Origin of the sequence: Phenylobacterium sp. CCH9-H3, from assembly GCF_001557235.1 — a bacterium.
In the GTDB taxonomy this organism is placed as follows: Bacteria; Pseudomonadota; Alphaproteobacteria; order Caulobacterales; family Caulobacteraceae; genus Phenylobacterium.
Map to the genome: position 1 here is coordinate 1 of NZ_LSJI01000109.1, position 5903 is coordinate 5903.

Genomic DNA, 5903 nt, shown 5'->3' on the forward strand with positions numbered 1-5903 from the left:
CTGCAGAACGCCAGCGATCTTGGTCGCGGGAGCTTGCAGAAGGCCGACGATCTTGGCGCGGAGCTGATCCAGCGACGGCAGGGTGGCCAGAGCGGTCACCGAGGCCTTGTCCAGCACCTGTTGACCCATGAAGCCGCCAACGACGGTGAACTTGTCGTTCTCCTTGGCGTACTGGGTCGCGACCTTGGCGGCGGACACCGGATCGGACGCGAAGGCGATGGCGACCGGACCCTTGAAGAGGGCGTCGCCCTCGTCGCCGATCGAGCCACCGAGCGCCTTCGTGGCGAGGGTGTTCTTCACCACCTGCAGCTGGGCGCCTTCGTTGCGAAGACGGCCCCGCAGATCGGTCATTTCCGCAACGGTCAGACCCATGTAGTGGGTCACGACCACGGCGCCGGCGTCAGCGAAGACGCCCTTGAGCGTCTCGATGGCTTCCTGCTTTTGAGCGCGGTCCATTGCGGTCTCCATACTCAGGTTCGACGCGCGCGCGGATGCGCACGCCGCAAAGCACCTGTCCTGTTCGGAGAAGCCGCAGCCTCGCGCTCATCCTTGGCGGATGACCGGCGAAACCTCATCTTCCCGTCTCCCTATGACCGAGGAAGGGCTCTTCCTCGCGTTCCGGCCGTCGGTGGCCCCGGCGGCTTCATAGTTCTTGGACAGGATCGGTCGGTCCGAAGACCTTCCGTCCACGCCGCTCCCCTCGCGGGGACCGACGAAGCGCGGGCGTTTACACGAGAAGTCCCGCCGATTCAACCCGCCGCCAGCCAGGCCTCCAGAACGGCGGCCTTGGCCAGGTCCTTGGGCCGGCCGAACAGGCGCAGGATGCGAAGCTGCTCGGCCCCCGCCGGGATCGGTCCCGAGACCTCCAACGGCCGGCCCCTTACCCGCAGGCCGCCCATCACCTCCACCGGACCCCACGGCGTGACGTAGCGCGCGAAGTGCTCCGAGCGGAAAGGCCCGTCCGGCGCCTTGGCGGGACTCTCGTCCCGCCATCCGGCCCAGGCGGCGGCCAGGCGCCCTGCCCCGTCGACGCCGGTGACCACATCCAGGTCCGCCGCCGCGTCGAGCGGCGCCCCCAGCAGGATGAGCGCCCCGCTGCCGATCAGGCTCCAGGGGGCGGCGAAGGCGTCCAGGTCGGGCGCCAGCCTGGCCACCAGCGCCTCCACCTCCGGCGGCGTCATCCCTGGCCGGTCCAGTTCGCCGGGCGCTTCTCCATCCACGCCTTCACGCCCTCCTTGTAGTCGGGCTCGCGGGCCATCTGCGCCAGCAGCACCTCGGCCGCCTTCACCGAGGTGGCCGCGTCGCGGTGCAGGTCGCGGTAGATCTGGCGCTTGGTCTCGCGCGCGGATCCAGGCGCCACCGACGCGGCGAGCGTGCGGGCATAGGCTAGCACCTCCTCCATAAGGCGCTCCGCCGGCACGATCCGGTTCAGGAACCCCATCGCCATGGCCTCCTCGGCCGTGAACACCCGGCTGGACAAGAGGATGTCGTTGGCGTGTGTCAGCCCCACGATCCTCGGCAGCAGCCAGGACAGGCCGTACTCGGCCGGGAAGTTGAACCGCCCGTGCGCCGCCGTGAACTTCACCCCCGGCGCGCAGAACCGCAGGTCCGCGAAGGCGGCCAGCACCAGCCCCACGCCCGCCGCTGCGCCGTTGATCGCCGCGATGATCGGCTTGCCCACCCCGAAGTGGTAGGCGAAGGCCGCATCGAAGGCGGGGTCGACGCCATAGCCCGGCTCGGCGATGTCCTCGGGCGTCCCCGGATCGTAGCCGCCCTTCGCCGAATGGCCCTCCAGCGCTTGCAGGTCGGCGCCGGCGCAGAACGCCTGTCCCTCGGGATCGCCGGTCACCACGATCACCCGCACGCCCGGATCTCGGTCGGCCTCGCGCAGCACCCAGCGGTATTCGGTGTGCATCCGCCCGGTCCAGGCATTGCGGCGCTTCGGGCGGGCGAGCGTCACCACGGCGATCCCGTCGGCGATCTCGTAGCGGAGGGTCTTCAGGTCCATGGCCGCACTATGCCACGACGAAGCGCAGGATCGCGCCGTTCCAGCGGTCGTCGTCCTGGTCGCGCTCTTCCACCCCGCCGATGGCCGCCGTCTCCGCCACCCCCCGCCAGAACGCCAGCGCGCCCACGTTCCGGCGCGCCACTGCGATCTCCCACTGGCCAGGGCGGTCCTGGATCGCGAGGCGCGCGGCCGCGCGCCCGACCCCTTCGCGCCGGTAGTGCCGCGCGACGAAGAACTCCCCCATGTTGAAATCGGTCGGCGCGCCGGAGTGGCTGTGACGGTCGATGAGGGCAAAGCCCGCCAGCCGCGCATCCACACGGATCAGCAGCGGCTCGGCTCCCGGCTCCGTCCAATAGGCCCCCAGCGGCGGATAGGGCGGAAAGCGGCCGTCCTCCTGGAGTTCCACCCGCCGCTCCGCCCAGAAGTCGGCGAAGTCGTGGACATAGAGCTGGAACAGGTTCTCGACCGTCGCGCGCCGCTCGCCTGCCGGCTCCAGCTCGATCTTCGGCATGAGGCCTTCCCCAACGAAAAAGGGAGCGGCATCGCTGCCGCTCCCTCTGGTCTCTAGCATGTCCGTCCGGCTTAGACGCCGACCGAACCGGCCTCCACCTTGAAGCCCGGGCCCATCGTCGACGACAGGCTGATCTTCTTGATGTAGGTGCCCTTGGCGCCCGACGGCTTGGCCTTGTTGAGCGCGTCCACCAGGGCCTTCACGTTGGCCTGCAGGGCTTCCTCGGTGAACGAGGCCTTGCCGATGCCGGCGTGGATGATGCCGGTCTTCTCGGTGCGGAACTCGATCGAGCCGCCCTTGGCGTCCTTCACGGCCTGGGCCACGTTCGGCGTCACGGTGCCGACGCGCGGGTTCGGCATCAGGCCGCGGGGGCCCAGCACCTTACCGAGACGGCCGACCAGGGCCATCATGTCCGGCGTGGCGATCACGCGGTCGAAGTCCATGAAGCCGCCCTGGATGCGCTCGACCAGGTCTTCGGCGCCGACGACTTCGGCGCCGGCCGCGGTGGCCTCGGCCGCCTTGGCGTCCTTGGCGATGACGGCGACGCGGACGTCACGGCCCGTGCCCGACGGCAAGGCCACGACGCCACGGACCTGCTGGTCGGCGTGACGAGGGTCGACGCCCAGGTTGACGGCGATCTCGATGCTTTCGTCGAACTTGGCGTTGGCGTTGGCCTTCACCAGCTTCACGGCGGCGTCCAGCGGGTGGGCGACGGTGGTGTCGCCGGTCCAGGCCTTCATGCGCTTGGCTTGCTTTGCCATGGTCTTAGGCCTCCTCGATCTGCAGGCCCATCGAGCGCGCGGAGCCCTCGATGATCTTGGCGGCCTGCTCGAGATCGTTCGCGTTCAGGTCCTTCATCTTCTTCTCGGCGATCTCGCGCAGCTGGGTGCGGGTGATCTTGCCGGCGCTGTCGCGGCCGGGCGCCTTGGAGCCCGACTTCAGGCCGACCGCCTGCTTGATGTAGAAGGACGCCGGCGGCGTCTTGGTGACGAACGTGAACGACTTGTCCTGGTAGACCGTGATCACGGTCGGAAGGGGCGTGCCCTTCGCTTCCTTCTCGGTCCGGGCGTTGAACTCCTTGCAGAAGCCCATGATGTTGACGCCGCGCTGACCCAGCGCCGGCCCGATGGGCGGCGAAGGGGTCGCAGAGCCCGCGGGCACCTGCAGCTTGATATAGCCCAAGATCTTCTTGGCCATCTTTGCTCCTCATGGCTCGTCAGAGCCGGTTGAGCCGTGGTGCGGGGTCACGGTGGCCGCCCCCTCCCACGGATTTGAAATCGCGGACGAACCGCGAAGCGGGCGCGTTTATCAGGCAATCCGCCCAGGCACAACCGCCGGGACTGCGGCATTCACCGCCAAGACGCCAAGAACGCCAAGTTAGCCGAGCAGGCGACGCACACCGTCCTTGAAGAGAACGACGTTGAAGTTGACGAGCAAGCCGAGCCTTAGCCCCGAGAGCTTCAGGTAGGTGATCAGTTGCGCCTCATGGAGGCGCGAGAGCGCCTCGACGGCTTTCACTTCGACGATGACGAGATCCTCGACGAGAAGATCGAGCCGGTAGCCCGCATCGAGGCGAAGCCCCTCATACCGCAGAGGCTGCGGAACTTGCCGGCGAACGGCCAGGCCTCTCAGCCCCAACTCGTGGACAAGGCAGGCCTCGTAGACAGATTCCAGAAGCCCGGGCCCAAGCGCTCGGTGAACTTTCAGACCGGCATCGACAATTTGCCGCGCCACGACATCCGCCGCCGCTGAAGGCTCTTGGCGTTCTTGGCGTCTTGGCGGTCCTCTTTCGAACGACTCCACCAAGCGCGAAGCCTTAGCTCGCCTTTTCGACCTGGCCGTATTCGAGTTCGACCGGGGTGGCGCGGCCGAAGATGGAGACGGTGACCCGCAGGCGGGCGCGTTCCTCGTCGACCTGTTCCACCGAGCCGTTGAAGCTGGCGAACGGGCCGTCGATCACCTTCACGGTCTCGCCGATCTCGAAGGAGATGGTCGGCTTCGGCCGCTCCACGCCCTCTTCGATGGCGCCGACGATGCGCTGGACTTCCTTTTCCGAGACCGGGATCGGCTTCGAGCCCGAGCCCAGGAAGCCCGTCACCTTGGGGGTGTTCTTGATCAGGTGGTAGGCCTCGTCCGACAGCTCCATCTTCACGAGCACGTAGCCCGGGAAGAACTTGCGCTCGGAGTTGACCTTCCGGCCGCGGCGGATCTCGACCACGTCCTCGGTGGGCACCAGGATCTCGGAGAAGTTCTCCTCCAGGCCCTGGTTCTTGGCCTGCTCACGGATGCTCTCGGCCACCTTCTTCTCGAAGTTCGAGTAGGCGTGGACGATGTACCACTTGTGGCGGGGGTTGCCCTTGGGGGCGGAGGCGGCAGCTTCAGACATGTTGTTCTTCTTACCCGCCGGTGGCCACGCGAAGCAGCCAGGTGATGGCGAAGTTGAGGACGGAGTTGACGAGCCAGAAGAACAGCGCGGCCATGACCACCATGATCGCCACCATGACGGAGGTGATCCAGGTCTCCTTGCGGCTCGTCCAGGTGATCTTGCGCGCCTCGGCGCGGACCTCGCGGAAGAACTGCGGGATGCTGGTCTTCTTCTTGGGGGCTTGAGCCGCGACCGCGCTGGGCGTGGCCATGACCGCGGCCGTCTTGGCGGCGCGGTCGCGGATCGCTTGCGGGCTCTGTCCCGGTTTCTTGGCCATGCGGCGCTTCAAACTCTCATCTGGGACGGCGGCCCTCAGGCCCCGCCCCGGTTTATCCTACGCATTATATAGGTGGTGGCAGGAGTGGAGGGACTCGAACCCCCGGCCCTCGGTTTTGGAGACCGATGCTCTACCAGCTGAGCTACACTCCTTCAGCACCCCTCCCCGGTCGTCTCGCCTGGTTTCCTGTCCCGGGCGAAGGCCCGTGAACCGCGCTCCGGCGGCTAGAAAACTGAAGACTCCACGATGTCGGGTAGGACGCAGGCGTATGACGCAAGCGCCCCGCGTTTTCAAGCCTCTTGCGCGGAGCAAACCGGCGCCTTGGCCGTTACGGGGCCATGACCCAGCCCCCGACCCCCAGCTCCCACGACGCCGCCTACAACCGCGACCAGGACCAGAAGCCCGGCGCGCCCCGCATGGCCCAGGAACCCGCCGGGTCCGAAGGCTCGGCCCGCTCGCCCAAGACGGACACCGACCCCGCCAGCGGCGAACATCGGCGCGACCAGCCCGCCCCCAACCAGGCCAGGGCCGACCAGACCGACGGCGCCGGCCGCAAGGCCTGACGTCAAGCAAAAGGGGCCGCCGGATGGTGTCCGGCGGCCCCTGGTGTTTGGTGGTCGGGTAGGCTTGGGCCTACTTGATGATCTTGGAGACCACGCCCGAGCCCACGGTCCGGCCGCCT

10 protein-coding genes and 1 tRNA gene are annotated in these 5903 nt (G+C 67.8%); 1 reads left to right on the forward strand and 10 read right to left on the reverse strand.

Translation table 11 applies throughout. The features are described from left to right. The 10 genes from rplJ to AX721_RS10875 form a co-directional block, all read right to left on the reverse strand. A partial coding sequence (rplJ, locus tag AX721_RS10830) for a 50S ribosomal protein L10 (protein WP_068876033.1) occupies nt 1–456 on the reverse strand: 456 nt, incomplete at its 3' end. 293 nt (nt 457–749) lie between these two features. Beyond that, nucleotides 750–1220: a hypothetical protein gene (locus AX721_RS10835; protein ID WP_156467124.1), complete on the reverse strand. Its 471-nt coding sequence runs from the start codon at nt 1218–1220 to the stop codon at nt 750–752. Next, nucleotides 1178–2008 carry an enoyl-CoA hydratase-related protein gene (locus tag AX721_RS10840; protein WP_082765218.1) on the reverse strand — a complete coding sequence of 277 codons (831 nt, stop codon included), beginning with the start codon at nt 2006–2008 and terminating at the stop codon, nt 1178–1180. Before AX721_RS10840 ends, AX721_RS10835 begins: the two co-directional genes overlap by 43 nt. A gap of 7 nt (nt 2009–2015) precedes the next feature. After that, nucleotides 2016–2519, reverse strand: a complete 504-nt coding sequence (locus AX721_RS10845) for a GNAT family N-acetyltransferase (protein ID WP_068876035.1) — start codon at nt 2517–2519, stop codon at nt 2016–2018. Nucleotides 2520–2590: 71 nt separating this feature from the next. After that, nucleotides 2591–3280 carry a 50S ribosomal protein L1 gene (rplA, locus tag AX721_RS10850; protein WP_068876036.1) on the reverse strand — a complete coding sequence of 230 codons (690 nt, stop codon included), beginning with the start codon at nt 3278–3280 and terminating at the stop codon, nt 2591–2593. A 4-nt stretch (nt 3281–3284) separates the two neighbouring features. Further along, entirely contained in the window at nt 3285–3716 is a 432-nt protein-coding gene (gene rplK, locus AX721_RS10855; RefSeq protein WP_068876037.1) for a 50S ribosomal protein L11, read from the reverse strand. Nucleotides 3717–3896: 180 nt separating this feature from the next. Continuing rightward, nucleotides 3897–4322 carry a GxxExxY protein gene (locus AX721_RS26805; RefSeq protein WP_082765220.1) on the reverse strand — a complete coding sequence of 142 codons (426 nt, stop codon included), beginning with the start codon at nt 4320–4322 and terminating at the stop codon, nt 3897–3899. Nucleotides 4323–4335: 13 nt separating this feature from the next. Beyond that, nucleotides 4336–4905: a transcription termination/antitermination protein NusG gene (gene nusG / locus AX721_RS10865; protein WP_068876039.1), complete on the reverse strand. Its 570-nt coding sequence runs from the start codon at nt 4903–4905 to the stop codon at nt 4336–4338. 10 nt (nt 4906–4915) lie between these two features. Continuing rightward, nucleotides 4916–5221, reverse strand: coding sequence for a preprotein translocase subunit SecE (secE, locus tag AX721_RS10870; protein WP_068876040.1), 306 nt, complete (start codon nt 5219–5221; stop codon nt 4916–4918). A 76-nt stretch (nt 5222–5297) separates the two neighbouring features. After that, nucleotides 5298–5373: transfer RNA gene (locus AX721_RS10875), tRNA-Trp, on the reverse strand. 186 nt (nt 5374–5559) lie between these two features. On the opposite strand from AX721_RS10875, the gene AX721_RS10880 reads away from it, so the two are divergent. Beyond that, nucleotides 5560–5784 (forward strand): hypothetical protein, encoded by a 225-nt coding sequence (locus AX721_RS10880; protein ID WP_068876041.1) that lies wholly within the window; start codon nt 5560–5562, stop codon nt 5782–5784. Nucleotides 5785–5903: the final 119 nt, after the last annotated feature.

Bases quoted from the DNA above. Each gene is read 5' to 3' on its own strand.
- AX721_RS10840 (WP_082765218.1), bottom strand. From the start codon at position 2,008: ATGGACCTGAAGACCCTCCGCTACGAGATCGCCGACGGGATCGCCGTG.
- AX721_RS10845 (WP_068876035.1), bottom strand. From the start codon at position 2,519: ATGCCGAAGATCGAGCTGGAGCCGGCAGGCGAGCGGCGCGCGACGGTC.
- rplA (WP_068876036.1), bottom strand. From the start codon at position 3,280: ATGGCAAAGCAAGCCAAGCGCATGAAGGCCTGGACCGGCGACACCACC.
- rplK (WP_068876037.1), bottom strand. From the start codon at position 3,716: ATGGCCAAGAAGATCTTGGGCTATATCAAGCTGCAGGTGCCCGCGGGC.
- nusG (WP_068876039.1), bottom strand. From the start codon at position 4,905: ATGTCTGAAGCTGCCGCCTCCGCCCCCAAGGGCAACCCCCGCCACAAG.
- secE (WP_068876040.1), bottom strand. From the start codon at position 5,221: ATGGCCAAGAAACCGGGACAGAGCCCGCAAGCGATCCGCGACCGCGCC.
- AX721_RS10880 (WP_068876041.1), top strand. From the start codon at position 5,560: ATGACCCAGCCCCCGACCCCCAGCTCCCACGACGCCGCCTACAACCGC.